We start from the raw sequence: 25,287 nt of genomic DNA, 5'->3' as shown, positions 1-25,287 counted from the left end.
CATAAGCTCCTTGCCTTGCCCCGTCTCCACCGGTAGAATCCGCTCATGCCCCGGCAAGTCAGAGTGCAGTATGAGGATGCTATTTACCACGTGATGGCGCGGGGGAACCGGCTGGACAAGATCGTTCGCAGTGACGCGGACCGCGAGGTTTTTGAGGCGACACTCGGGGAGGTGGTGGGCAGGACAGGTTGGCGGCTCTATGCCTATGCGCTGATGGGCAACCACTACCACCTCGTTTTCAAGACTCCGAAAGCCAACCTTGTGGAGGGTATGGCGTGGTTCCAGAACACGGTGACCAAGAGGCACAACGCGCGCAACAAACTGCGGGGGCATCTTTTCAGCGGACGCTACAAGGCGGTGCTGGTAGAGGAAAATGACTACCTGAGCACACTCATCCACTATGTGCACCTGAATCCCGTCCGGGCGAAACTGGCGGCTGTGAAGGACGGCATCGAGAGCTATCCCTGGTGCAGTCTGCCGGACTATATAAAGCCCGCAGGAAAGCGCCGTAGCTGGCTGGCGGTGGATTCCGGCCTGGCGCACCTTGGCTATGCGGACACGGCGGCGGGGCGGAGAAAATTGTTGGCTGCCACCGAAGGCCTTGTCGACAAAAGACGACTGACGAGGGCGGGTATCCACCAGCCCGAGGGAGCCAGCCTGCAGGTCACACTGGAGCGGGGCTGGTGTTTTGGCAGTGAGGAATTTCGTGAGAGAATGAGTCTTCTTGTGGGTGATGCCAAGCCGGACACCGGATCATCGGTCAGCAAGGCCAACGGCTACACGGGCAAGCAAATCGACGATCATGCCGAGGCGACGGCGCGACTGTGGATCGGGCGCGGGCTTGAGGCGCTTGGGCTCAACCACTCCGATCTGGAGCGCCTCAACAAAACGGACTGGCGCAAGGCAATGATCGTTCGCAGCATTCGCATGCACAGTTCAGTGAAGCTGGAGTGGATCGCCAAGGAGCTTCACATGGGAGTCAGAAGTGGCGTCACCCGAGCCGAGCAAATGCTCAAGATCCTATTGAAAAACGATAAGGCAGTTCAGAAGTTGTGGCTTAAAATGGAGAAAGTGCATCATTTCTTTGCCTGACCCCTTTTATGACCCCTTTTATTTTAAGACGGGATTTCCTTGCGATGGCGTCGAGTCTGTCGATACTCGGTAGCGGGCCTGCTGTAAGTGAGGTTTCTAACATGCCAATTTCGCGGCAGTGACCGTCTTGTCAAACTTTACTACTCTTTTTCGACTTTTTAATTCATTCTATTTGTGTCATTTACCTCGTTAGCTTGACGCGAACGACCCCGGACCCGCCCTGAGTTCGATTTCCTATGATGACTTTAACTCCAACCCCGCAGTCGAAAGCGCGCCCTCGGTCAGGGGTGCATGGCCTTTGTCGTTGATAAAAATACTCCATTGACGTAGTTCAAAATTCGGCTATGCTTCCTGTGTGCTTCTCCACTTCATTGAGTCTCCGGTTTTCTCAGAACAGATTGACGGCTTGTTGTCGGAGGAAGAGCAACGTCAGCTCCAGCTTACTTTGCTTGAACAACCTGAACGAGGAGACCTCATCAAGGGATCTGGCGGGTTGCGCAAGTTGAGATTTGCAGGATCGGGTCGAGGCAAGCGAGGTGGAATCCGTGTCGTCTATTATTTATGGCATGAAGACACAGCCTTTATGCTTTTGGCCTATCCGAAGAACAAGCAGTCGGATCTGACCCCACCACAGTTGAAATTGCTCAAAACCCTCATCCAAGGATATACCAATGAATGACAAAGATTTTAAGAAGCTCGTAGAGAGCGTGAACCAGATGGGTGCCATCATGCGTGGCGATCCCATACCACATCGCCGTACTACCCTGAGCAAGATTAACGTGAGGGGTTTGAGGGATCAGCTGAACCTCACTCAATCTGAGTTTGCAAATATGATTGGCGTTAGTGTTCGCACCCTCCAGAACTGGGAGCAAGGACGCCGTGAGCCAGAAGGTCCAGCCAAGGCTCTCTTGCGTGTTGTAGAGCGTGAACCCAAGGCCGTCCTCAACGCTTTACACGCCTAGCACTAAGGGAGAAACAAAGCGCAGCAGGCTGGGACGGTCATACCTAAGAGTTGCGGACAGACGCCCCGCCAGCTGAAGCGGAGCACAACGGGCGGCTTCGTGGGTGCTGGCATAGGGGTCGTGATGTTTCATTTTTTTCAATGACCAGCAATTAGAGGCTGACAGTGCCCGGTTAGTTTGAGAGAAAGGGACAATACCGCTGATGCCGCCAGAGCCTCCAGATGAACGTGCTGCCTTGACCGATGAAATCATCGCGTTACAGGAGGAGTATGCATCGCTCAAAGCTGCCGAGGAAAAATCACGGCAGCGCATCAGTCGGATTGCCCATATAAGCAACCGCACATTGCTCTATCTTTTCCTAGGTCCCAGACTGACCAACCGCTTGGGAGAGCTGATCTATGTCGCCAAGGAAAGACGGGAGCCGATCATGGGAACCAGCCTGGCGAAGGTCCTGGACTCGGCCAGCCGGAAAATGACCGGATACAAACGCTGGGCGGTTATGTTCGGACTGATCGCCGCTATCCCCGGAGTCATATCCATGACGCTTCTGTGGCAGCAAAACATCGTGGTCAAACGCGAAACAGACAACTCGCTGGCAGATATACAAGGGCGATCCCGGCTCGACCTGCTGCTCACCATTTACTCAAGCGAGGACAAAGACCCGGAGAGCACGCTACTCACCCCAAGCTACCCGGCGTCACTCCGGACAGCGGCAGCGCTCAAGCTCATCGAAATGGATACTGCGGCGCATCGAAAAATCCAGGCCAAGGCCGAGGCGGAGACACCCGATTACTGGCGTGTTGATCTGGCAAGAGCGCCCCTCGCCGGCGTTAACTTCACGCCATCCGATCAAAACGCGACACAAACCCTCGACAGGGTGAGCTTTATGGGTAGCAACTTTTTTAATGCCTCATTCGAGAACTGTGACGTCACCGACAGCTGGTTTGACGGTGCCCTGTTCATCCAAACCAATTTCCGTAACACAAGACTAACCCGTTGTGCCTTCCCCGGCGCCTTTTTCACCGCCGTCGATTTCTCCAGCGCGACGTTTGAGAAATGTGATTTCAAAGGGGCCAAATACGATCGCGCGACAACCTGGCCGGCGGGGTTCGACCCTGTCGCGGCAGGTGCCATCCTGACTGACCTGAGCCAGAAAGGAGACACACAGTGACCCGGGAAGAGCTCGACGCATGCAGTGTTAGAAAACTTCACAGTATCCGCAGCGACCTCAAGAAGGACATCGCCGTGGTCAGAAAACAACTGGAGCGCAACATCCTTGCGAGCTCACTGGCGAGCAGGCGTGCCAAAAGACTGGCTACCGATACACTGTTAGGCTGCCGACTCGACCAGCGGATAGAACATCTCTTTACCGCCATCCGTGAGGGCAAACCCAGGGTTCCCGCCGAGCAAGTGGTCCATATCATTGACGGTATTGTCGCCCGGACCATCTCGCGCAGAATATGGATCGGCATTGTCACCTTGCTGGCGGTCGTCCCCGCCGTCCTCTCGCTCATCCTGCTTGGCATTCAGAATAAAACCATGATCCAAAAGCTCGAGGCTGAAGAGGCATACGAGACCCGGAAGGATCGCAAGGAACTCATCACCATCATCCAGGCGAACCGTATTCGCTGGGTTGGCGAGGGCGCGAGCCGGAGGCTGGAAAACTTCAACGCCTACCACCCCAGGGTCAGGTCAAGTGCCCTTACCGCATTGATTGCGTTGGAAAAGCAGCGCTGGTCACCAGCGGAAAGAATCGCCTTACCAGCCAGACGGATGATCGACCTCAGGAATGGAGAGTTTTTCAGTCTCGTCATCGGTGGCCACCTCAGCCTGCAAGAGGGGGATGTCAGCACCGACCTAACACGCGTAAACTTCGACGGCGGCAACTTCACGGGATCATCCATCGTGAATGTCTGGTTAGATGGCAGCTCCTTCCGCAACTGCATCGCTACCAACGCAAGCATTTCATCCCCATCGGCGAGGAATGTCGATTTTTCAGGGATGTCCGCCCGGGGAGCCGTTTTGAGCTGGGACCCGCTTACGGCGGAACCTCTGTATGTTGAAAACTCCAATCTGGACAATCTCGACCTGAGCAACGGTAAAATCGAGCAAGCCATGTTTATTCGGTGTTCCATGAAGGGTGCCAACTTGACGGGCGTTACCTATGACATGGCAAATTTCGCACACTGCGACTTCACCCAAACCAGGCTGGGGCGAGCCGATTTCTCCAAAAACCTGAACGCACTCAGCAACTGCCTGGTCACGTCCAGGCAATCGACTGAAATCATCCTACCCTCCTATTGTCGTTTTGAAAAAACGTCGGATCCTGCGGTGCAGAAAATCGTGATGGACCTGAACGGCTACCAAAAGGCATACCAACAATAGGGTGTCACCGGGGGCATTTTCACCCACTGTCACGGGAAGATGATGTTGGGTCTTGATACTCCATCCTGAATGATTGAGTGTCTCGCCCATGCAAGCGGTCGCTGCCCCCCGGGGGATTTCGCACACTGAACCTTGCGCCTGGTTTATGAAAACTTCCATCTCCAAGGCCCTCCATGATGCCGATGCCATTTTGTTTGATTTCGATGGTGTCATCCTCGACAGCGAGTGGCCGATCTACCAATCGTGGAAACGCGTTTTCGAACGCGAGGGCTGCGAGCTGCCACCCGATGTGTATGTCAAATGCATCGGGTCCGACTTTGATACCTGGTCGCCGCCCGATTACCTGCAACAACTCACGGGCAAGAGCTTTGACTGGGACCAGGAAAACGCCGCCCGACAAGTGGAGATCATGCGTGACCTGGATGGCGCCGCCCCCATGCCGGGTGCCGGTGCACTGATCAAGGCACTTCGCAACAAACGCATGGCGGTTGTCTCCAGCTCATCGCACAACTGGGTCGACGGCTGGCTCAATCAACTGGGACTGATGCCGTACTTCCATACAACGGTCTGCCGGGGTGATGCGCCCAGGATCAAGCCGGCGCCCGATCTCTATCTGGAGGCAGCAAGGCGCCTGGACGCCAAACCGGAAAACTGCCTGGTGGTTGAGGACTCGATGAACGGCCTCATTTCCGCACACGCGGCAGGGATGGGGGTGCTGGCTGTCCCCAACAGACTAACCCAGGTCCTGGATTTCAGCCGTGCCGAGTGGATCGTGCCGTCACTGGCTGAAATGGTTGAGCATCACACAGGACACCTTTAGGGACCGAGCCTCCTACTTCTTACGGCGCTCCTTGCTTTTGGTGCGCTCGCGTTGCTGCTCATCCTCCCTGCGGCGGGCTTCCTCGTGACGGTTTTTCTCCTCACGGGCACGTTCGGCTCTTTCACGTTCGGCTCTTTCGCGTTCTGCCCTTTCACGTTCTGTCCTTTCGCGCTCCTTGCGGGCTTGTTCGTCGGCTTGTTTCCGACGTTCTTCAGCCGCCTTTTGGCGGGCGCGTTCCTGTTCTTCACGTTGCTTGCGCATCTGCTCGTCCTTGTGACGCCGGGCAGCTTCCTCGGCCTGTTTCCGTTCCGTTTCACGGCGGGCTTGTTCCTCGCGGGCCCTCCGGGCTTCACGCTCGGCATTTTCCCTGGCTGCTTTTTCCTTCATGGCCTTTTCACGGGCTGCTTTTTCTGCGTTGCCACGTTCGGAAGCGCGCCTGGCCTCCTCAAGCCGCTGCCGTTGTTCTTGCATCTCTTTAGCGCGTTTCCGGAGAAGCTCCTCGAGTTGGTTGCGGGGGCCCTTGTCTGCCCGGTCTCTGTTTTCCGCCCGCCCCCCGTTGTCGCGGCTCCCGTGGTCATCTGCTTTCCCACGCTCCCGGGCTTTTTCAGCCTCCATTCTGGCCTGCTCTTCCCGTTCGCGCTGGTCCCGTTGACGTTTCTCCATCTCCTCACGTTTTTTGCGCTCGGCCATGGCAGCTTCGTGTTTGGCCCGTTGTTCGCGTTCGGCTATTTCACGTTCCGCCCGAGCGGCCATCTCTTTGCGTCGCTCGTGTTCCGTCCGGTGAGCGTTTTCACGCATCCTGCGCTCATACTCGGCGCGCGCGATGCGGGCTTGTCTGGCACGCAATTCACGCTCCCTCAGTTCGGCTTGATACCGGGCTGCCTGTTCAGCGGCTTCCAGCTCGGCGCGTTCACGTGCGAGCCGCTCGCGCTCTTCATGCATCCGGGCGGCAGCGATCCTGATATCCCTTTCGCGGATGTCATTCAGCCGCCGTTCCTCTTCGATCTCAGCGGCCCGACGTTGTGCCTCAGCGATTGCCATGGCCTCCGCCCTGCGCCGTTCCTCCTCTTCACGCTCATCAATTTCCACACCGCGTGGATATCCTGCATCGCGTTCAGCGGCTTCCCGGGCCTGGCGTGCAAGCTCATCCAATTCAAGTTGTGTACGTGCCTGACGTTCTTTGGCAGCCGCGAGTGCGGCACGTTCCCTCTCCAGTGCCAGTTCCTCCGCTTCCAGTTTCTGCTGGGCAATACGGGCCTGTAACTCGCGTTCCTTGAGTTCCAACTCCCTGATCCGCTGTTCCTGTTCGGCCAGGGCCGCAGCCTGATCGGCCGAATCCGCACCTTGCTCGGTCGACCGGGCTTCAGCGGCAGGTTTCTTATCGCACGACGACAACATCAATCCCGCCACCCCGACTAAAAGAATGGCGAGGCTGCCGGGGATGGTGCGCGTGATGACTTTGGTGCTGAGAGTGGGTGTTTTTTTCATGGTCGTCTTAGGATGGTAACTGCCCCTTGGACGATATCCACCATGAAAAGATTCACTTTTTATGCGTCCGGCGGTATCAGCCCGTGGTCCGCAGACCGCTGGCAATGGCATTGACCGACAACTGGAGAGCGTTGAGCAGCTCGGCCAACTGGCTGTCGTCACCGTTTTGCGTAGCCTTGCGCCACTCGGCCAGCAGGCCCACCTGCTGCTGGTGCAGGAGGTAGAGCGAGAACTCGCGCATCTGCAAGGTGCGCTGCATACGTGGTCGGCGCTCCGCAAAAGTCGCGCCAAAAACCTGCTCCATCATGTGTTCGGTGAGTTCAAACTCACCGACGATTTTCGACTGGAAACGGTTCCGTATTTCCTCGTTCTCCACCAGCATTGCGTAGGCGTTCATCAGCTTCAGGTCCGCACTGGCCAGATTGGTTTCCACATTGGTGAGCAGGTATCTGAGGAATGGCTCGCGCTCAATCATCGTGGGGATGGCGTTGAACAACGGCTCGTTTTCTTGCTGGAGTTTTTTCAGGGCGGAGCCGACCCCATACCAGCCGGGCAGGTAGTAGCGTGCCTGGGTCCAGCTGAACACCCACGGGATGGCCCGCAGGTCGTCGAGGGTGGCGCCGCCGGTCCGGCGTGATGGACGGGATCCAAAACAACCGTGTTCGAGCGCATCAATCGGAGTGGCCTGACGGTAAAACTCCATGAAGCCGGGCTCTTCTATCAGTTCCCGGTAACTGGCGCGGCTCTGAACGGAAAGCCAGTCCATCGTCTCACCATACTGGCTGTCGCCCAAACGGGGAGCATCCTTCTGTCTACGGTTAGACATGGTAACGCCGGTTACTCCGGCGATGAGCAATTCCAGATTGTAGGTGGCGGTCGACCGGTGGGCGTATTTGCGTGGAATCACTTCACCTTGTTCCGTCACCCGCATGGCACCATCCAAGCTGCCGAGCGGCAGGGATCTGAGGAACCATTTTACAGGACCGGCACCACGACTGATCGTGCCCCCGCGACCGTGGAAAAACTCACACCGTGCGCCGACCTCCCGACAGGCATCGGTGATGTTGGCCTGGGCTTTTTGAAGCGACCACTGGCCGGAGAGCAGGCCGCTGTCCTTGTTGCTGTCGCTGTATCCCACCATCACGGACATTGTGCTGGGGCCTGCACCGCTGGCGAGGAACTGGCCGTCAGGTGCATGTGAAAAATAGTTGCGGATGATGTCCCCTCCGCGGTCGAGGTCGTCACCCGTTTCAAACAACGGACAGGCTTGGATCCGGCTCACCCACATGCCGTTTTGCCAGTCGGCCATCTGCCCTTCACGCGCCAGCAGATGCACTAACAGCAAATCGGAAACCCGGCGGGTCATGCTGACCACGTAGAGACCATAACAATCGTCCCCATAGACGCGGGCGTGCCTGCGCAGTATTTTAAAACAGTCCATCACCTTGCCGATCTCGGATTCAGGATCGGCCTTCCAAGGACGCCACGGGCGCTCGTTTCTCAGCTCGAGCAACAAGAATTCGACACGTTGCTGCTCGCTCCATGAAGCATAGTTCGCCGCGTCATCAACGCCCACGATTTCCAACATCTGGGCAGCCGCCTTGTCATGGAATGGTGAATTCTGGCGGATATCGAGCGAGGCGAGGTGAAATCCGAAGACCTCGACCAAGCGGCACATCGGGTGGACAACGCTACGCGCGGTGTTTTGCGCCCCGATATCTGACAGGCACTGCTCCATCAGGGTGAGGTCAGCGAGATATTCCTCCGCCCTGAGGTAGGGGTGTGCATTTATATCGGTCAGTTTCTCACGCATCAGGTAGCACATGCAACGCCACGGCTCGCGAGCATGGATCTGTCCGATTTCCCGCCCCTGGTTTCCCTGCTCGTCGCACAGCTCCTTGATCCTCCGGGTCAGCACCTCCGGAACCTTGCCGGGCGGAGGGGAAAGGGTGAGGACATCGGCGGCCTCCCTGACGGTTTTGGCATGGATGCGCAGAGCGTGTTTCCTCAGGCGTCTCAAGGTATCGGCCGTGACGGCAGCGGTCACCAGGGGGTGGCCATCCCGGTCGCCGCCTACCCAGGTGCCGAACTGGAGCTTGGGATACGCCCTCGATTCACGCAGGTTCGCCACGTCCCAGCCAACCTCCGCCCATGCCGCTTCGAGGGAGGTGTCAAGTTTGTTGATCACCCTGGGGAATACTTCACGCAGGTAGTAAATCGTGTGTCTCAACTCACCGAGGATACTTGGACGGGAGGCGTGGATTTCGCCCGTGTGCCAGAGCGTTTCCAAGCCGACCTTGACTGATTCCAGGATGGCGGAAAGGTTGACCGGATCATCGAGATTCCGGTCCCAGCGGACCAGGTCCTTATATAGGGCCAGGTGACGTTCACGCACCGTGGGCCGCTTGGCCTCGGTCGGGTGCGCTGTTAGAACAGGCGTTACCTTGATTTCCTTGAGTCCCTCGAGCACCTCCTGCTGGGAAAATCCGGCTTCATGCAAACTGGCGATCACACGCCCCCATGTGCCGCGTTCGGCGGCCACTCCGAAATCCTTGCGGCGTCTGTGCCGCACCATCAATGCCGTGCGCTCTTCCACCAGGTTGAGTATTTCAAAACAAATCGCCTGCAGCTGTGCCATGGTGGCAATTTGCGTGGTTTGTTTTGGTCGTTGGATCACCTGCTTTTCCCGCCACGGGATGCTGTCGCCAAACTCATTTTTGTCTCCCAGGACCTCGGCGAGCATATCCATCAGCGTGCGCAAGCGTAGCTTGAGGTCTTCGAACGCCTGTTGACGGTATTCTGCGTTCGCGGCGTCCAGCTCCTGCTGGTTATGGGAGGTCATGGTTTCGGTGGTCATACGGGTGGTGAAGAGGGGGTAGGCCTGGGCAACCACGATTTTATGGGGATGGCGGTGCAGTGTCGAGGAAGATAGGGCGGATAGCACGTCATGCAGCCGGATTATTTTCCAGGTTGTTTTCTTGGTGGTTGATGGACAGCTCCGGATGGGTTACAACTGTTCAGACGATGATCGGATTAGCAGAAGAAGGAGCCTCAACTGGGAAGTTGGTGGAGGAAATGGAACACATGTTTTCCAAGGACGGTGGGCTATCGGCATCGCCTGACTTCGAATTCCGGCCGCAGCAACAGCAGATGGCGATGGCGGTGGCTGCGGCGTTGGATGACCGGCATGTGCTCTGTGTGGAAGCTGGCACGGGGGTCGGCAAATCGCTTGCCTATCTCATTCCGGCCGCAAAATTCGCCCTGGAGACGGGCAGGAAGGCCATTATCTCCACCCATACCATCAACTTGCAGGAGCAACTGATCAGCAAGGACATCCCGCTGGCTAACAAAATCCTGGGAGGCGGGGTGCACGCCGCCCTGCTCAAGGGTCGGGGAAACTACGTCTGTCCGTTGCGACTGAGGCGGGCGATGGACCAGCTGGGTGACCTGTTCAGCACCAGCGAGTCGGAGGAAATGAAAGCCATCTGGGACTGGGCCGAGGGAACCAAGGATGGCACCAAGAGCGATCTCGATTTCATGCCAAGCCCCAAGGTCTGGGCGCAGGTCTGTAGTGATGGCGCCGTCTGCACCCACCGTACATGCGGGAGAAACGGGAACTGTTTTTATCAAAAGGCACGCAAGGAAATGGAGGCGGCCAACATTGTGGTGCTCAATCACACCTTGTTCTTTTCGCTTTTTGCCCTCAACGAGCTGGCGGATGATGACCTGGGGTATCTTTTTGCCGACGACTTTGTCATTTTCGACGAAGCCCACACGCTTGAGCATGTGGCGGCGACGCAGCTGGGACTCCGGCAGAGCCATGCCGGGCTCAAGTTTGAAGTCCAGCGGCTGTATAACCCCAAAAACCGCAAGGGCCTGTTACGCGCCCTGCGTCATGCAGGGTCGATGAAGGCCGCCGAAGAAGCCCTTCAGGCGGCGGATGATTTTTACGATCAAATCCAGCAAGTGGTCGAGTTTGGTCGATACAGCAAGGAGTTCAGGGTGCGCAAACCTGACTTTGTGGAAAACACGCTGGCCGAACCGCTGCGGAAACTTTGGATGGAAATCGAGCATGCGGCGGATGGGCTGGAAAAAGATTCCACGACCAAGGCCGAGCTGATGGATGGTGCCAGGCGGATGAGGGAAATCCATGCAGGTGTTAGAATTTTCCTCGACCAGGAGGAAGACGACAGCGTTTACTGGGTCGAAAAGGGTGGGCGTGAAGGTGATATGCTCAGCATCCACTCGGCTCCGGTGCGTGTGGCTGACCGACTCAGGAGGATGATGTTTGGCCGGGGCCGGACCTGTATCATGACCAGTGCAACACTGGGGACCGGTGACGATGCGTTAAGTTATTTCAGGCAACGTATCGGTGCAGAAAGTGCGGTCGCCGTCAAGATCGGCAGTCCGTTTAACTACAAGGAGCAGATGAAAATCTATGTGGTCAAATCGATGCCCGATCCAGCGAGTGACGAGTATGAGGATGCGCTGGTCCACTGGATCGGCCGCGTGCTGAAGTACACCGAGGGCAAGGCGTTTGTCTTGTTTACCAGTTACCGTTTGATGCGCAATGTGGCGGATGCCATGGAGGAGTTTTTCTTTGATAACGACTGGCGGCTACTCCTGCAGGGCGATGGCATGGCGCGACACAAGATGATCGAGATTTTCCGCAAGGACACTAACAGCGTATTGTTTGGAACTGACAGCTTCTGGGCCGGAGTGGATGTTCCCGGGGAGGCTCTGTCCAACGTCATTGTCACCCGACTTCCCTTTGCCGTGCCAGACCACCCGTTGGTGGCGTCCAAACTGGAGGCAATAGAAGCGGATGGCGGGAATGCGTTTGTGGAATACTCCGTGCCCGAAGCCGTGCTCAAGTTACGACAAGGAGTAGGTCGACTGATCCGCACAGCCAAGGATAGCGGCATGGTTGTCCTGCTCGATAACCGTGTGGTCACCAAACCCTACGGCAAGACCTTCCTGAACGCCCTGCCTGATGCTCCGATCAAGATTGTTAATCAGCCGATGGATGATAATGGCAGGTAGCAGGTGTCAGCTGATGGGGAGCAGGGCGCGGATCGCCTCTTTCAGGAGTTTGGCCGGCCATTGGCCGGGGGCGGTTGGCTTGTCACCCAGGTAACCGTAATTCAGCAGTGAGCCGTGCTGGGCGTAGAGCAAGCGGGATACAGGTGCCAGATCCCCCATGCCCATGATCGACATCGGATGGTCGTTACCCTGAAGGATACGCGTGCAACGGACAAAGTCCTCGACGCTGTTATGCTGGAGAGCCAGCTTCACGATGTCCGACTCCTCGCTGAGGTCGACCAGACGTTGTAATTCAGCCTCTGGCGGTGTCTCTTTGAAATTATGATAGGAAAGAACCAGGCCAACCTCGTAACACCGGACACGGTGGATGGACTGGGCCATCTCGTCAAACGAGGCCAGCTCGACATCGATCCAGGTGGCCCTCTCGGCCATTGCGAGGAGCAAGTCGCCACGCTCCTTGGCACTGAGATCGGCCAGCCCTCCTTCAGCGGCACTGCGTGCGGTGAATAGGAGAGGAAAGTCTTTAAAACGATCGAGCTCTATCTCCAGGGCTTCCATATGCGCCGCCATACCATCCAGCCGGATTTCAAGGATATCACAGAGCGTTGGCAACTCCACCGACTGGAGGCAGGCGAGTTGGTTCAAGCTGGCAACCGAACCCACGACAAGCGGGCTCTGGGGAATGGTCACATTATGATCTATCATGACGAACCAGTAGTCACATGGCAGACCCCGTTTTGTCAATGCGAGTGTTACTGGTATTCCTTTTCCAGAGCCCCCATGGGGAAAAGCTTGTTGGGCACATGGGCCTCCCGCATGAGTTTTTCAAGCTCAGCCACCACCTCGGGATGTTCGGCTGAGACGTCTTTGGTTTCGCTGGTATCCTTTCCCAGATGGTAGAGTTTGAGTGGGGTTTGGCTGCCGTTTTTCATCACGGTCTCGCGGATACCTTTCCAGTCGCCCATACGGATAACCTGCTGCCCTTGGGTGAGGCGGCTTTCCCAGTAGAGGTATTTGTGTTCTGGCTGCCTACGACCTAACAAAGTTGGGAGGAATGAAACCCCATCGATCCCTTTGGGAGGTTCCGCTCCAGCTATTTCACAAGCGGTCGGGAGAAAATCCCAGAGGGCGGTGACGTGGTCTGTGGTGGTGTTCGGCTTGATCTTACCGGTCCATTTGACCACAGCAGGCACACGGATGCCGCCTTCATAGAGATCGCATTTTTTACCGCGCAACAGCCCATTGCCCTCAAAAAACGCCCGGTCGTAGCCGCCGTTAAAGGTCGCCCCATTATCGCTTGAAAAGATCATCACCGTGTTGTCGTCGAGCTTGAGTTCCTTGAGCAGAGTCCGCATTTTCCCCATGGTGCGATCCATGCGGGTGACCATGGCCGCGTAGGTCGCGCGGGGCGTTTTGTTAGGAAGATAGCCCATTTTCCCGTCGTATGGTTGTTCTTCACCAAATGCTTTGCGGTAGCCAGCCAATGAGGGTTCATCCTCGGGAACCTGCAGGGCGACGTGTGGCACAGGTGTCGCGTAATAGAGGAAAAAGGGTTTGTCATGGGAGCGTTTAATAAAATCCAAGGCCTCCGACTCCATGGCGTCGGCCGCATAGGTATCGCCTAACACCCCCCGGTCATTTCCGGGAAGATCGACTTTTTGGTCATTCTTCCACAGCTGCCGTGGATAATAATTATGGGCGCGCCTTTGGCAGATGTAGCCGTAGAAAAAATCGAACCCGTGCCGTAACGGGCTACCCTCATCCTTAGGGTGGCCCAGCCCCCATTTCCCGATACAGGCCGTGGCGTATCCTTGTTTTTTCAGGAGTTTGGCGACGGTGGTTTCCGACTCAGGCATGGCGAGCTGTCCGGGGAAACCGTCTTCCGCTGCATACTTTTTGAAGCGCTCGGCGGCAGCCCTCATATCCGGGTCCTTATATCGGGATGGCGATCCTAACAAGTGCGCCGAGTTTTCCCTGATGGCGGCATGCCCCATGTGCTTACCCGTGAGTAGTGCACATCGTGAGGGCGCACATACATTTTGGCCTGAATAAAACTGGGTGAACTTCATCCCCTCCGCTGCAAGTTGATCAATGTGTGGAGTCTTGATTTTTTTCTGCCCATAACAACCGAGTTCACCATATCCGAGGTCGTCGGCGAAAAAGAAGACGATGTTCGGTTGAGTGGCCACCTCTGCCTGAACGGCGGAATGAGCCACCATCATGATGGCTAAGACTGAGAAAATGGAGCGTGTTTTCATTGGGATCTGCGGGCATCATAGACATACGAGATGTCTCTGTTGTTGCGCTCATGCGCTTGTTTCCCAAGGTATTGCGCAACTTTTCACAAGCCAACCCAAAAACACCCGCTGAGGATAATTATCACCCTATGATACACTTTGCCCTTTCGGATAACGTGGTGATGATACAGAACTGGCACGTCAACCCCGACAATTTACAAGATGATCAACAAAATCGGCATAGGACTCGCAGGATTTGGCACCGTTGGCACCGGCGTGTGGGAAACCCTGAATCGCAATTCTCAATTAATCGCCAACCGCAGCAATGTGGAGGTTGAGATCATGCGGATTGCTGTCCGGGACATCAACAAGAGCAGAAGCATCGGTGCCCCGCGTGACCGGTTCACCACCGACTGGCAAGAAGTCGTCGCTGACCCAGCTGTTGACATCATGGTAGAGCTCATTGGCGGGACCACAACTGCGTTTGATATCGTAGCCGCTGCTTTGCGGGCAAGAAAACCCGTTGTGACGGGAAACAAGGCTCTGCTCGCCGAGCGTGGGCAGGAGCTGTTCGCGCTTTCCAGCGAATTCAATACCCCCATCCACTTCGAGGCAGCTGTCGCGGGAGGTATCCCGATTATCAAAACCGTGCAGGACTCCTTCGTCGGTAACCGTATCCAGTCCATGGTCGGGATTATCAATGGGACGTCCAACTATATTCTCGAGCGGATGACGGATGCGGGGCTGGGTTATGAGGAAGCACTTGGCGAAGCGCAGCAACTTGGCTATGCGGAAGCTGACCCGACGCTGGATGTCAACGGGTGGGATGCCGCCCATAAGGCAATTCTGTTAGCAACACTGGCCTATGGATTTACCATTGACCCCAAACAGGTGTATGTCCGTGGTATTGAGATGGTCCGTGGTATTGATATTGAATTTGCCAAGCGTCTTGGCTTTGTTGTGAAACTCCTCAGTGTTGTCCGCGAGCATAGCGATGGTTACATCGAGATCCGCACCCAGCCCTCGTTTATCCCGAGGAGCCACGTGCTTTCCAGTGTCAACGGAGTGTTTAATGCCGTGGCCGTCAAGGGGGACGCCGCTGGCGATTCGCTGTTCTACGGTCGTGGTGCCGGCAAAGATCCCACAGCCTCCTCCGTGGTAGCCGACATCGTGGAAGCTGCCCTTGGCTTGGGGCACGAGGGTAGTCACCGGGGATTCCTCCCCTATCAGACCGAAGGTAGACTGGTGGATATCGAGGACACAAAAACGCCGTACTACGTGCGCTTTGACGTAACCGATGAACCTGGTGTGATCGCCAAAATCGCCAACGCCCTGGCGGACGCGGAGATTGGCATTTCAGGCACGCACTCACCCGTGAATGCGGATAATCCTGATGCGGATTTTGTGGACATGGTATTCCAGCTGCATACCTGCCGTTTTGGTCTGCTCAAAAAGACGTTGAAAAAAATAGAGAAACTCAGTTGCGTGAATTCAAGGCCGGTCGTGTTCCGGATCGAGAACCTGGGGTAGTGGAATCCTGGTTGGAATTTTTTTGGCCAGGGTTGATCAGCGCTAGGCAGATGCGGATCACAAACCCGCGCTCCTTAGTCGCTGGTAAATACCTGCACGGGGCCGACACCCGGCCCGCCCTGCACGCTGCGTAGCTTGTTGACCGCCTTTTTGATCGCTTCCACAGCGCTATCCGCCTCCTCCACCGTGGATAGAATGGAAAAGGAAATACGCAGGCTGCTTTTCGCCTGACTGGCAGGAATCCCCATGGCCGTCTGCACATGCGATGGTTGTTGTTTACCTGTCATGCAGGCACTGCCCGCAGAACATTGCACCCCGTATTCGTCGAGCAGAATCAGAAGACCCGCCGCCTCACAGCCCTCGAAGGACAGATGGCTGGTATTGGCAGTGCGATGCTCGGTCGAGCCATTCACGCGCACTCCGTCGAGCTCCGAGAGCAGTCGGCTCTCGAAGTGATCACGCAACGCAGCGACGCCGGCGTGGGCGTCGGTATCGAGTCGGTTTTTCATCAACTCCGCCGCTTTTCCAAGGCCCACGATCGAGGCAACGTTTTCTGTGCCGCTCCGTCTACCCCGCTCCTGCCCACCGCCGCGGAGCAGTGGTTCAAACCGCAGGCCTTTTCTGATATAAAGGGCACCCACGCCCTTGGGCGCGTGGAATTTGTGACCGGAAATGGATAGAAAATCGACCGGGACAGCATTGACGTTGACCTCGGTTTTGCCAACAGCCTGAATTGCATCGCTGTGAAACGGTATGCCTGCATCATGGGCCATCCTACAGGCCTCGGCAATGGGTTGGATCACCCCTGTTTCGTTATTGGCCCACATGATCGAGACCATGGCGACATCACCAGCAGTGATCGCATTTTCAAACGACCTGAGATTGAGGCGGCCATCAGAATCGACCCCTGTTTTTTCTACGGCCAAACCATCAGTATGCTCCAAGAACTCAGCATACCTCAAGATGGCGCTGTGTTCGATTTGGCTGGTGAGTATTTTCTTTTTTTCCCCCGCCTGAGATGCAAGGAATGACAGGGCGGTGTTATTGGATTCCGTGCCACAACCGGTGAAGACAATGTCTTCCGGCTCGGCATGAATGAGTGCCGCGACTTGCTCGTGGGCTTGGTCGAGGGCTTTTTTCACGATTTTTGCGGCCCGGTAGCCACTGGACGGGTTATGCCAGTGGTCGGTCAGGAATGGCATCATCGCGTCCAGCACCTCGGGATGAATCCGGGTGGTGGCATTGGAATCCAGATAGATCATACCGGTTTGTAACCCGTGCGCGCGATCTCCGCAAGCCGTGATCATGTGTGAAACATCTTATCGACCAAACCAGCCGCGTTTGGCTTTACGTCTGTATTTTCCGTCCCCCACACTGACCACCTCTACCCTGACCCGGGTCAGCCCTTTGTCCTTGAACCCAAGCTTGGCTGCGGCCCGTGGAGTGACATCAATAATCCTACCAGGGATAAACGGCCCACGGTCGTTGACGCGCATCTTCAGTTTTTTGCCATTCGCCAAATTAGTCACCTTGACGACGCAGGGGAGCGGCAAGGTTTTGTGGGCAGCGGAGATGTGCCAGGGCATGACCTTTTCGCCCAAGGATGTATTACCGCGTTTCAAGCCCATGAACTTACTCTCGTTGTACCACGAGCCTATACCCTCCTCGCGGTATCGAAGAGCCTGGTCTACGGAGAGAGGTTGGTAATGTCCTCCGCGCACCGTGTAGGAGCGGGTCATATATCCCTTATATCCCCCGCCCCCGGTAGTGTAAAAATTTGTCTGTAAAAGCTGCTATACCCTGACCCCGCCGCAACGGCAGGCGATGGAGCGTAGCGGAATCGGCTGCCGTTGCGGCGGCGCGCCATCCCCCCAGGGTTGCAAGTGTCCGCCCAATGCTTTTGAATGAAGGTTCTAACGCAACCAGACAAAAGCAATGAACGAACAGACACATCCTAGCCATAACGACGAGATCATCAACCTCCTTCTCGCCGACGGACTCGAAAACAGCCTCGCAAAGATCGCCGAACTCCTCATGAACACCGCCATGCTGCTTGAACGCATCCACCACATCGGAGCCGATCCCTACGAAAGGGGGGCCGACGGGCGCAACGGCTATGCCAACGGTTTCAAGCCGAGGTCCTTCCAGACTGCCGTAGGCAAAATCAACCTGCAGGTTCCCCAGGTCCGTGACAGTGACACGACATTCCGCACCTCGCTGCTTGAGAAGGGCTCGCGCAGTGACCGCTCACTCAAGGCCGCCATCGCCACCATGTATGTGCAGGGAGTCAGCACCCGCCGCGTCACCCAGGTCATGAAGGAGCTTTGCGGCTTTGACGTTTCATCCGGGCAAGTCTCCAAACTCACCTCCGAGCTGGATGCCGAGTTCAAAAAATGGCGTTCACGCCCGCTCCCCGAGATCGCCTACCTCATTCTCGACGCCACCTACTACAAGGTCCGCATCGACGGCACCGTAAGGGATTGCGCCACCTTGAAAGCCATCGGGGTGAGACGTGACGACGGTAAACGCATGATCCTCGGCGTCTCCTGCGCCCTCTCCGAAGCCGAGGTTCACTGGCGCGAATTTCTGACCAGTCTCAAGGAACGCGGCATTGGCATTCCAGACATGATCACATCCGATGCTCACACCGGTCTCAGGGCAGCCCTCAAAGCCACGTTTAATGCCAGCCCCTGGCAACGCTGCCAGTTCCACCTCCAGCACAACGCCCAGAACTACATCACCAAACAGCACCTCAAAAGCAAGGTCGCGGCAGATCTGCGAGCCGTTTTCAATGCAGACAGTCGGGAGCACGCAGAAGAACGCCTCAAGGACTTCGTCAACACTTATCGCAAAGACCAGCCAAAGCTCGCAGCCTGGGCCGAAGAGAACATTCCTGAAGGTTTTGCCGTGTTTACCTTGCCTGAGGCACATCGCAAGCGCTTGCGCACATCCAATGCCTGCGAAACACTCAACAGCCAGATCAAACGCCGCACTCGGGTCGTCGGACTCTTTCCAAACGAAGACTCGCTACTGCGGCTCGTGACCGCTGTATTGGTCGAAATCTCCGAGACTTGGGAAACAGGAAAATCCTACCTCAAGCTCAACTAACCAAAAAACAAACAGAAACAAAAACCGAATCTTCAACAAAAGCCATCAGCCACTTTTACAGAAAAAATATTGCGCGGCCCCGCCCCCGCAAGAGGTCAAAAACACTGTGCCGAGAGTTAGTAAAAGACAAAGTACACATCCTGATACCGATTTCATAATGATGACCTTCTCATACTTGAACCCCGAGGAAAAACGAAAAGTAATCTTCGCAGGGGAATTCTTGACCTCGCCCCCCGCTGACCCTATAAGCCCTGCACGCCTTCGGGGCGATATCCCCTTTTACCAGAACCCTTTATCCTCATCACGCCATGACCCGCACATCCATCGAAGCCTGCGCCAAAGCCTTTGTTGTCGTTCTCTTTCTCCTGTTTATCTACGCAGCCTATCGTGTTGCGGATATGATCGGTTGGGTATAAAGCAAGGCCACCGTATTGTCCCTGGGTCTGTGTGCACAACGCAGGTTCGCTTGTGTGTGCGCTGAGAACATCCAGGTCGTTCACAAGGGGTAACAAAAGACACGCCCCGCATCCATCAGGATGGAAAGTGAGCGGGATGCATGCACAAAAAAACAGCTGCCACCCATACAGGGAGGCAGCCAATTGAAAAAGTAAAATCCAGGTTTACATCCCCCATTAATTACCGAAGGCAGTTTTCTGGGGCACGTTGATGCTGTCACCGGGATAAACCTTAACCCTCATGTGCGCTGCTGTTTGCAGGTTATAGACGTATTTTTTTCCATTACGGTGCAGCTCCACCCTTTTGATTGAGCCAAACGCCGTTTCCCCACCGGCTGCCGACACAGCTTGGAAGAGAGTCATGCCCCGCATGTATGGCTTGGGTCCGGGAGATTTCACAAACCCTCCTATGCTGACGATCTGGCGGTCGATTTCACTGGAGGCCTCGTCCTTTGTGGAAATCACCGTAATCCGTGGATTCTCATACATTTCTGCAGAGCGATAGGCATCCTCAATTTTACGAGCCAGGGATGAACTGGAAAGACCGCTCGCTTTGATTCCTCCTTTGAGAAGAGGCAAGTAAACAAAACCCGAACCATCGACAACGTACTGTCCACTAATACGCTGCTGCTCTGTCGCAGGCACACCTTTGATCGCGATATTCAGCGTTGTTCTAGAGGAAATTTCCTGGGCGCTAGCCGCTACGGTCGCAAACGCCAGGATGGACGAAAGCAATGTCATCATTCGTAGTATCTTTTTCATAAATAGTAGGTGGGAAATGGTAGTAGAGAAGTCGTAGTGGTCAGTAAGACTACAACTGTTTCGGTTTTTGTCAAATCGGCGGTTATGGCCCGCGCCGATCATCACTTAGTAGAGGTCCTCATCCGCATGATCCTTTGTCGGAGCTGAAGTAGGTGCCATTACCGGCGATTTACCAGCAACCTCCTTGGGTACTTCTTCACCTGAAGTCGGCGCGTAATAGGTGTAGTAACTGGTGTAGTACTGGTATTGGTTATCACTGCGGACATCGACGTTATTGAGGACGACACCGATCACGTGACCACCCACGTTTTCCACCGCCTGCTTGACCCTGATCAGCATGTTGCGTGGTAATTTACGGTGCTGGACAACAATCATGGTGAGGTCCACTTCACTCGCCAACACAGAGGCGTCACTCACACCCAGGATAGGGGGGGAGTCCACGAGCACCAGGTCAAAACGCTGTTTGACATCCTGGATCAGCTCGGACATGCGGCGTGAGTTCAGGATACCCGCTGCGTCAGCCGGAAGGATACCTGATGGCATGAAGTAGAGGTTGTCCACAGGTGTCTGCAGGATGACATCCTCAAGAAGCAGATCCGTGGTCAGATAGTTGGTCAGGCCCACGGAGTTGTTGATATCAAAGAAGGTATGAAGACGTGGGCGACGAAGGTCGGCGTCAATCATCAAGGTGGTATAGCCACCCTGGGCACAAATGTAGGCCAGGTTGACCAAGGTGGTTGATTTACCTTCACCGGCGCCGCCGGAAACCACGGTGATCGAGTTGTCCTCAGGGTTTTTGCGGTTAAACTCGATGTTCGTCCGTAAGATACGATAGGCTTCTGCATCCGGACTCATACCACTTTGCTTGTGCAGCACACCTACATCCTTTGGTATTACCGCCAGCACCGGCACATTCAGAAATCTCTCCACATCCTCGAGGCTCTTCACGGAGGTATCCAGATACTCCAGGCAGAAAGCTATACCTATCCCAAAGATCAATCCTACCACGGCTCCAAGGGCGAGGTTGAGTGGAATATTAGGGCTAACCGGGTTGTTGTTGATTTCCGGGACTTCATGAACGATGATATTGGTCGGGGGTAACACCGTTTTGGTTTTTTCGATATCATATTTGACCTCCATCTGGTCCTTGATGCTCAGGGCGGTCTGGTATTCCTTCCGCGCCACGTTGAACTCCTGAATAGCCCGTGCCTTCTCGGTTCCCTGGTCCTGCAACTCGTTTACGACTGCCTTCATTTTCTTGACCCGCCCTTCAATCAATGCAAGGCGGTGCTTGAGTGATTCCCTCACGTTGATGGCACGCTTTTCCAAGCTTTTTTCCAGCTCCTCTATCCGGGTCTTACGCATCTCAATGTCCGGGTGCTTATCTCCGAGACCTGAGGCTTTCATCGTTTGAAGCTCACTCTTGGCTTCCTCATATTTATTATAAGCCTCCCTGAATCCGACTTCGGGCAATTCCGCCGCCACACTGATCAAGTCAGCGTCATCGACAGATAGCAACTTGTTAATCTGGAATGAAATCTGTTCCATCTGACGTTCGGCATCATAGAGTTCTTTTTCCGCCTGCTCACGCAAGCCGAGGGTATTACCGAGCGTCTCACCTCCTTTTTCGGTTTCCACCCAGATCAAGCCAACCTTTTCCGCTATATCCATCAAACGCTTTCTCAATTCGGCCACACGATCATTTTTATTCTGCAGCTCTATTTTGATGGCCTTCAGTTGGTCTTTTCTAACACTCATCTCCAGATCGTAACGACGATCTTTATAGGCTTCATACACAGCTTTAGCAATTGCTTGCGCCTCTTCCTTCTTTCTGTGCCTGACTGAAATTTCAATGAGGTCCGTCCCCCTCCTTTGACTTGTCCTGACAATTCCCCGCAGATTTTTCATGACCGTACTCCGGTCTTCACCCCACCTTGTTTCCAACTGTATTTTATCGATCGCCAAGCCAAGCGTTTCAGGAGCCACAATAATCTCAAACTGGGTATTCATGAACTGCCTCGTCATTTGTGTACCCATGGTGCTGTGTCCTCCGCCCAGGGTCGGGTCAACATCAACAATCGGCTTCACTTCGACCAATGCGATACTCTCGTACTTCTTAGGCATCACGTAGGTGATGACCGCAGCCGTTAGAAAGACGAGAAGAAACGTCAGCAGGATGACTCCATAGCGGTTTTTAAGGACCTGCCAATAGTCGATGGCGTGGAGAGCTGCTTCGTTTTGATTGGTGTTCTGGGTTTGCATTATACAGGGTATTGCAGTGTTTGTGGCGCAACTTGTGTAGCTGCCGTAACAGCTCTGCGCAGAGCGCAGTTGTTCTCTCCAAGAATTATGGGTTTGTAAACAAAAAAGCCGTTGCAATGTAAGACACTGCAACGGCTTATATGTTCGGATTTTTTGACAGGAAAATTAGAACTCGACGCGAACCCCCAGTGAAGCGCGGTTACGCTCGTAAGTGCGGCCGATAATATCTGAGTCACTGTCGGTCCAGTTGTAGGAACCGGTAACATAGACACCGTCGTTCACCTTGTAGGAGAAGCCGAGGTAGAGGTTAAGCAGATCCGTATCAGCTGTTGGTGCTACTGCACCACGACCGTCTTCCATGTCAGTCATGATGTAGTTGAGGCCACCGTGCAGTGTGAGATCGGGCGAAACAACGTAGTCAGCGGACACACCCACACGCAGTGTGTTGTTGGTATCGTAAGTTCCGCCAGGGAAGCTTGTTCCATAATCCTCAACGCTGTAACGAGCGAAAGCACGGACGCTGAACTGCTCATTGACGCGGGTGCGGATGGCAGCCTCAGCAAATGGGCTGTCAGAGCTTGCACCACCGTTAACGTCACGCATCTGCATACCAGCCTTGACAGCGATCACAGAGTTCGGGCTGAAGCGATGCTCCACTCCGAGCAAGACGTAATGGTTGGTGGAATCACCAGCAGTACCACTTGCGTTGGTCTCACCGTAACGGTAATCCAATGTCCAGATTGTCTGTTCGCTGGTGCTGTAACGGAACTGGTTGTAGAAGGAGTATGTCAGGCGGTCATTCGCTTGGGCACTCGTCCCGTAATCGACGCCTGTTACAGTGACACCGGTGTAGGTGGCAAAACGCTCGGACCAGCGGTAACCAACGGCATTGTCAGACTGATAGTGGAAATACTCTTCGAGCTGACGATCTGATGCGAAGCCGTAGCTGTAATCCGGCTCCAGCTCGTAAGCGGCGTAGTTGCGGCTACTAAAGCGGAGCCTCTCACTGACACGGTGCGCCCAGTTGATACCGAGGCGGCCCTGTCCAATCAGGTCGTCACCGGTGGCTACCGGCGCATCGATGTAGTAGTGGCCACCAACGCGACCAAACACGTCCCAAGTGGTCTGTGGGGTGATGCTTACAAGAGCTGCGCCAACATAGGCGTCAATGTAAGTAACCTCATCTCCATTGCCAAGTGTGGGAGTCACGTTGTCATCCCAACCGCCGCTAAGGCCTGCACTCCACTTGATGGGAGAGCTTTCCTGGGCGTCGTCGTTAGGAGCAATGTCATAAAGACCTTGGGCGGATGCAGCACCCAGTGATGCGAGCATCACGGTTCCAGCGATAAAATGTTTTTTCATAATGATTTTCTAGTTAAATTCAGATTGATGGTTCGTTTAGAAATCTAGGTTGGCTTTGTGTAGTTAGGCTTATCCTCGTTGGTTGAAGAAGGAGGAGTCACCGTAGGTGGTTGAAGGCCAGGAGGGAAAAGCGGGAATCCGCCAGGTCCACCGAGGGTAGGTCCGACGGGGCCTTGTCCTGGGAAGTCAAGCGGGTTGGAAGGCACCTTGGGAGGATCGACCACCACCTTGCCGCCTTTTTCGTCGCCACCTTTGGCATCGGCACCGGAGTCACCAGCAACCGCACCGTATTTGGTGACAACAGCCTGAACCTCAGCGAGAGCGTCTGGAGCAACAGCAACAGCGCACTGGCCGATGATGCGAACCTTGCTTGGAGCCGCCTCGATGGCAGCCTCAACAATTCCTGCGACAAGTTTCCTGTCGGCATCGGATGCCACGATGGCAGCCTTGACAACTTCACAAGCACAAGACTCGTTCTGGGCTACCTGGGCAGCAACCAGTTCAAGTACTTTTTCCGGATGAGCGGCGACAGCAGCTTTCACAGCTGTGGACACTTTATAACAATCGGGCGCCTCTGCGTAGGCTGGAGTAACCAGGGCTAGCACAGCACCGAACAGCGCGTATTTCATAGTATTTTTCATAGTTTGTTATCCTTTCTGGGTGAATGGATGATCCTGTCATAGATAAGCGGGTAGCGGGAATCGAACCCGCATGATCAGCTTGGAAGGCTGGAGCTTTACCATTAAGCTATACCCGCAAGGGTGAGAGCATTTAATCCGACTCCCTGTAGTCTAGCAAGCACTAAATTGGTTTTTTTCGTTATTTTTTTAAACCTTTGAAAACAGCACTTTTCCGCTTGTTTCCTTTGTAAGTAGAGACTTTTAGCGGCTCCGTCCCTGCCCGGGGATATCGCAGAAGGCGAAATTAGACAGGTAATTATAGCGGAAAACACCCTTGCCGCAGCACTACAAGCCGGTGGGGTGGTGGACAAACGCGTTATCCATATTGAACACCCGCCCCAAGTGCTCGGCCAGTGCCCTGACGCCAAAAGTTTCCGTCGCATAATGCCCTGCATAAATGACGTTTACACCAAGTTCCTCCGCCAGCGGGTAACTCCAATGGGGCCCCTCCCCGGTGATGAAGGTATGGATACCACAGTCCGCCATGGCGGCCACTTCCGATCCCGCCCCCCCTGTAATGATACCAACCATCCCGACCTGTTCAGGCCCGCCCCGACAAAGGTGAACTTCTGCATGCACTGCGGCTTCGACCAATGGCTTCAGCTCGGACAAGCTCAGTCCCATCTCCTGCCGGAGACCCAGCTTGATCCCTTTCCAATCAAAAAAGGGCTCTGGCTCATGCATCCCCAATCTGGATGCCAGTTGGATGTTGTTTCCCCACAGTGGATGGACATCGAGGGGAATGTGTGCACTGTAAACGGCCAGATTCGACCCGGTAGCCAACTTGATTTTTTGATAAAGCGCGCCCGTTAGCCGCTGAGCGCCTTGCCAGAACATACCATGATGCACGAGGAGCAGGTCGGCCCCCATTTCCACAGCCTTCTCAAACACTGGTAACGAGGCATCCACTGCGGCAACTACTTTGCAGACTTCTCCGTCGTTTTCAATCTGCAGGCCATTGAGGGCTCCGGGGTAATCCGGGATTTCTGAGATTTCCAGTTTGCTGTCGAGGTAATGGGTGAGTTCACTCAAATTGGCCATGCGCGGAGGTTAGCAAACTGGAAAAACAATCCCATTCAAAAAACACCCCGGTATTTTTTA

The 25,287-nt window shown here is 55.1% G+C and carries 20 protein-coding genes and 1 tRNA gene; 9 read left to right on the top strand and 12 right to left on the bottom strand.

Annotated features, from left to right (window positions below; translation table 11 throughout):
- The first annotated feature begins 45 nt into the window (after positions 1–45).
- From H7A51_00345 to H7A51_00320, 6 genes are all read left to right on the top strand, one after another.
- The gene (locus tag H7A51_00345; GenBank protein MCP5534665.1) at positions 46–1,092 is read left to right on the top strand and encodes a transposase; all 1,047 of its coding nucleotides are present in this window, start codon (positions 46–48) and stop codon (positions 1,090–1,092) included.
- Positions 1,093–1,447: 355 nt separating this feature from the next.
- Complete coding sequence (locus tag H7A51_00340; GenBank protein MCP5534664.1) at positions 1,448–1,771, top strand: type II toxin-antitoxin system RelE/ParE family toxin; 324 nt, start codon at positions 1,448–1,450, stop codon at positions 1,769–1,771.
- On the top strand, positions 1,764–2,054 hold the full coding sequence (locus H7A51_00335; protein ID MCP5534663.1) for a helix-turn-helix domain-containing protein: 291 nt from the start codon (positions 1,764–1,766) through the stop codon (positions 2,052–2,054). The genes H7A51_00340 and H7A51_00335 overlap by 8 nt, the downstream gene beginning before the upstream one ends.
- A gap of 202 nt (positions 2,055–2,256) precedes the next feature.
- Positions 2,257–3,225 (top strand): pentapeptide repeat-containing protein, encoded by a 969-nt coding sequence (locus H7A51_00330; GenBank protein MCP5534662.1) that lies wholly within the window; start codon positions 2,257–2,259, stop codon positions 3,223–3,225.
- The gene (locus H7A51_00325; protein MCP5534661.1) at positions 3,222–4,439 is read left to right on the top strand and encodes a pentapeptide repeat-containing protein; all 1,218 of its coding nucleotides are present in this window, start codon (positions 3,222–3,224) and stop codon (positions 4,437–4,439) included. The genes H7A51_00330 and H7A51_00325 overlap by 4 nt, the downstream gene beginning before the upstream one ends.
- Positions 4,440–4,584: 145 nt before the next feature.
- A complete protein-coding gene (locus tag H7A51_00320) occupies positions 4,585–5,259 on the top strand; it encodes an HAD family phosphatase (GenBank protein ID MCP5534660.1) in 675 nt (224 codons plus the stop codon).
- 12 nt (positions 5,260–5,271) lie between these two features.
- Here H7A51_00320 and H7A51_00315 read toward each other — a convergent pair whose 3' ends face one another.
- Positions 5,272–6,747, bottom strand: coding sequence for a hypothetical protein (locus tag H7A51_00315; GenBank protein MCP5534659.1), 1,476 nt, complete (start codon positions 6,745–6,747; stop codon positions 5,272–5,274).
- Between the two features lie 76 nt (positions 6,748–6,823).
- Positions 6,824–9,604: a phosphoenolpyruvate carboxylase gene (locus H7A51_00310; protein MCP5534658.1), complete on the bottom strand. Its 2,781-nt coding sequence runs from the start codon at positions 9,602–9,604 to the stop codon at positions 6,824–6,826.
- Between the two features lie 167 nt (positions 9,605–9,771).
- On the opposite strand from H7A51_00310, the gene H7A51_00305 reads away from it, so the two are divergent.
- Positions 9,772–11,790: an ATP-dependent DNA helicase gene (locus H7A51_00305; protein MCP5534657.1), complete on the top strand. Its 2,019-nt coding sequence runs from the start codon at positions 9,772–9,774 to the stop codon at positions 11,788–11,790.
- A 6-nt stretch (positions 11,791–11,796) separates the two neighbouring features.
- Here the strand turns inward: H7A51_00305 and H7A51_00300 are convergent, their stop codons facing one another.
- Positions 11,797–12,495, bottom strand: a complete 699-nt coding sequence (locus tag H7A51_00300; protein ID MCP5534656.1) for a type I 3-dehydroquinate dehydratase — start codon at positions 12,493–12,495, stop codon at positions 11,797–11,799.
- A 47-nt stretch (positions 12,496–12,542) separates the two neighbouring features.
- Positions 12,543–14,048, bottom strand: coding sequence for an arylsulfatase (locus H7A51_00295; protein MCP5534655.1), 1,506 nt, complete (start codon positions 14,046–14,048; stop codon positions 12,543–12,545).
- A gap of 201 nt (positions 14,049–14,249) precedes the next feature.
- Here H7A51_00295 and H7A51_00290 point away from each other — a divergent pair, with 201 nt between their 5' ends.
- Entirely contained in the window at positions 14,250–15,557 is a 1,308-nt protein-coding gene (locus tag H7A51_00290; protein ID MCP5534654.1) for a homoserine dehydrogenase, read from the top strand.
- A gap of 74 nt (positions 15,558–15,631) precedes the next feature.
- On the opposite strand, the gene H7A51_00285 is transcribed toward H7A51_00290, so the two are convergent.
- A complete protein-coding gene (locus H7A51_00285) occupies positions 15,632–16,819 on the bottom strand; it encodes an aminotransferase class V-fold PLP-dependent enzyme (protein ID MCP5534653.1) in 1,188 nt (395 codons plus the stop codon).
- A gap of 57 nt (positions 16,820–16,876) precedes the next feature.
- Positions 16,877–17,296 carry a septal ring lytic transglycosylase RlpA family protein gene (locus H7A51_00280; protein ID MCP5534652.1) on the bottom strand — a complete coding sequence of 140 codons (420 nt, stop codon included), beginning with the start codon at positions 17,294–17,296 and terminating at the stop codon, positions 16,877–16,879.
- 196 nt (positions 17,297–17,492) lie between these two features.
- Here H7A51_00280 and H7A51_00275 point away from each other — a divergent pair, with 196 nt between their 5' ends.
- The gene (locus tag H7A51_00275) at positions 17,493–18,665 is read left to right on the top strand and encodes an IS256 family transposase (protein MCP5534651.1); all 1,173 of its coding nucleotides are present in this window, start codon (positions 17,493–17,495) and stop codon (positions 18,663–18,665) included.
- Positions 18,666–19,297: 632 nt separating this feature from the next.
- Here the strand turns inward: H7A51_00275 and H7A51_00270 are convergent.
- The 6 genes from H7A51_00270 to H7A51_00245 all read right to left on the bottom strand — a co-directional run bounded on the left by H7A51_00270 (position 19,298) and on the right by H7A51_00245 (position 25,227).
- Positions 19,298–19,882 (bottom strand): polysaccharide biosynthesis/export family protein, encoded by a 585-nt coding sequence (locus H7A51_00270; GenBank protein MCP5534650.1) that lies wholly within the window; start codon positions 19,880–19,882, stop codon positions 19,298–19,300.
- 105 nt (positions 19,883–19,987) lie between these two features.
- On the bottom strand, positions 19,988–22,144 hold the full coding sequence (locus tag H7A51_00265; protein ID MCP5534649.1) for a polysaccharide biosynthesis tyrosine autokinase: 2,157 nt from the start codon (positions 22,142–22,144) through the stop codon (positions 19,988–19,990).
- A gap of 165 nt (positions 22,145–22,309) precedes the next feature.
- Positions 22,310–23,506 (bottom strand): outer membrane beta-barrel protein, encoded by a 1,197-nt coding sequence (locus H7A51_00260; GenBank protein MCP5534648.1) that lies wholly within the window; start codon positions 23,504–23,506, stop codon positions 22,310–22,312.
- Between the two features lie 44 nt (positions 23,507–23,550).
- Positions 23,551–24,147: a hypothetical protein gene (locus H7A51_00255; GenBank protein MCP5534647.1), complete on the bottom strand. Its 597-nt coding sequence runs from the start codon at positions 24,145–24,147 to the stop codon at positions 23,551–23,553.
- Between the two features lie 45 nt (positions 24,148–24,192).
- Positions 24,193–24,263, bottom strand: a tRNA-Gly gene (locus H7A51_00250).
- Positions 24,264–24,471: 208 nt separating this feature from the next.
- Positions 24,472–25,227 (bottom strand): Nif3-like dinuclear metal center hexameric protein, encoded by a 756-nt coding sequence (locus H7A51_00245; GenBank protein ID MCP5534646.1) that lies wholly within the window; start codon positions 25,225–25,227, stop codon positions 24,472–24,474.
- Positions 25,228–25,287: the final 60 nt, after the last annotated feature.

The organism is Akkermansiaceae bacterium, assembly GCA_024233115.1.
GTDB lineage: Bacteria > Verrucomicrobiota > Verrucomicrobiia > Verrucomicrobiales > Akkermansiaceae > Oceaniferula.
The sequence above is the reverse complement of the archived record's forward strand: the minus strand, read 5'-3'. Positions and strand labels throughout refer to the sequence as shown.

Excerpts from the sequence above, each read along its gene's own strand:
- H7A51_00270 (MCP5534650.1), bottom strand. The coding sequence starts at position 19,882 with ATGAAAAAGATACTACGAATGATGACATTGCTTTCGTCCATCCTGGCG.
- H7A51_00305 (MCP5534657.1), top strand. The coding sequence starts at position 9,772 with ATGATCGGATTAGCAGAAGAAGGAGCCTCAACTGGGAAGTTGGTGGAG.
- H7A51_00255 (MCP5534647.1), bottom strand. The coding sequence starts at position 24,147 with ATGAAAAATACTATGAAATACGCGCTGTTCGGTGCTGTGCTAGCCCTG.
- H7A51_00315 (MCP5534659.1), bottom strand. The coding sequence starts at position 6,747 with ATGAAAAAAACACCCACTCTCAGCACCAAAGTCATCACGCGCACCATC.
- H7A51_00290 (MCP5534654.1), top strand. The coding sequence starts at position 14,250 with ATGATCAACAAAATCGGCATAGGACTCGCAGGATTTGGCACCGTTGGC.
- H7A51_00295 (MCP5534655.1), bottom strand. The coding sequence starts at position 14,048 with ATGAAAACACGCTCCATTTTCTCAGTCTTAGCCATCATGATGGTGGCT.
- H7A51_00260 (MCP5534648.1), bottom strand. The coding sequence starts at position 23,506 with ATGAAAAAACATTTTATCGCTGGAACCGTGATGCTCGCATCACTGGGT.
- H7A51_00310 (MCP5534658.1), bottom strand. The coding sequence starts at position 9,604 with ATGACCACCGAAACCATGACCTCCCATAACCAGCAGGAGCTGGACGCC.
- H7A51_00345 (MCP5534665.1), top strand. The coding sequence starts at position 46 with ATGCCCCGGCAAGTCAGAGTGCAGTATGAGGATGCTATTTACCACGTG.
- H7A51_00335 (MCP5534663.1), top strand. The coding sequence starts at position 1,764 with ATGAATGACAAAGATTTTAAGAAGCTCGTAGAGAGCGTGAACCAGATG.
- H7A51_00320 (MCP5534660.1), top strand. The coding sequence starts at position 4,585 with ATGAAAACTTCCATCTCCAAGGCCCTCCATGATGCCGATGCCATTTTG.
- H7A51_00245 (MCP5534646.1), bottom strand. The coding sequence starts at position 25,227 with ATGGCCAATTTGAGTGAACTCACCCATTACCTCGACAGCAAACTGGAA.
- H7A51_00285 (MCP5534653.1), bottom strand. The coding sequence starts at position 16,819 with ATGATCTATCTGGATTCCAATGCCACCACCCGGATTCATCCCGAGGTG.
- H7A51_00330 (MCP5534662.1), top strand. The coding sequence starts at position 2,257 with ATGCCGCCAGAGCCTCCAGATGAACGTGCTGCCTTGACCGATGAAATC.
- H7A51_00265 (MCP5534649.1), bottom strand. The coding sequence starts at position 22,144 with ATGCAAACCCAGAACACCAATCAAAACGAAGCAGCTCTCCACGCCATC.
- H7A51_00275 (MCP5534651.1), top strand. The coding sequence starts at position 17,493 with ATGAACGAACAGACACATCCTAGCCATAACGACGAGATCATCAACCTC.
- H7A51_00300 (MCP5534656.1), bottom strand. The coding sequence starts at position 12,495 with ATGATAGATCATAATGTGACCATTCCCCAGAGCCCGCTTGTCGTGGGT.
- H7A51_00280 (MCP5534652.1), bottom strand. The coding sequence starts at position 17,296 with ATGACCCGCTCCTACACGGTGCGCGGAGGACATTACCAACCTCTCTCC.